This is a genomic window from Proteus myxofaciens ATCC 19692 (assembly GCF_001654855.1).
GTDB classification, from domain to species: Bacteria; Pseudomonadota; Gammaproteobacteria; order Enterobacterales; family Enterobacteriaceae; genus Proteus; species Proteus myxofaciens.
Map to the genome: position 1 here is coordinate 1 of NZ_LXEN01000197.1, position 780 is coordinate 780.

Below are 780 nucleotides of genomic sequence, written 5' to 3' on the forward strand. Positions count from 1 at the left end.
GTTTGATTTTAATAAAACCTTATTTTTAACTGATTTATTTATCCTATTTTAAATAAATCAATTAAAAAGTAGATTTATATAAATTGGGTTGTTTTTAAATTATGATGACTCATTCTTTTTCCTTTTGCGAAATAGGGTAAATATTGGGATCGCTGCAATCAAAACGGGTTTGACCAGAGGGGGTTCTTAATGAAGAAGGTGGTATTTCTTTGTCACCGACACTGCTATGGACATAGTTTGAATCTGTTAGATCGAAATAAAATTTACGCCACCAAGGTTTAGCCAGTTGATCATCATCTTCTCGACGGCTAACAGAGGTTTCGCCTAAATAAAAACCTTCATTTGTGACAATAATATCGAAATTAGCAGAATAAGGCCCCGGAGAATTTGTATTAATACCAAACCCTGCATTAGTGGGCCTAAAGTTTTTACCGCCATCAAGGGTGACTAATAATGAATTCACGCAGGCTGTCTTTGTGCCTGCACATCCATCCGTTCTTCGATTAAGAACGGCAGGAAAGACGAGCGCATCATCACGATCTGTTGCCCATATTAAACGCCCTTGATATAAACATGCCGAGCCATAGAGTATCCCTTGATGTATCCCTTTTAAGGTATTGTTGTAATAAGTTATTCCCTCACGTTTTTCACTGTATTGCTCAAGAGTAAAAAACCGATGGTCATCAATACGATAAATCACCGTAGGCGGTCCATAGCTTTTAATTTCTTCGGCAATTAACCGTTGACGTTCAGCCTCTTGTTGGGCTTCTTTAATCGCCG

1 protein-coding gene is annotated in these 780 nt (G+C 37.8%); it reads right to left on the reverse strand.

Going from position 1 to position 780, the window contains the following annotated elements:
* Nucleotides 1-109: 109 nt before the first annotated feature.
* Nucleotides 110-780 (reverse strand): T6SS immunity protein Tli3 family protein (locus M983_RS17655; RefSeq protein ID WP_425415208.1); only part of this gene is annotated, 671 nt, incomplete at its 5' end.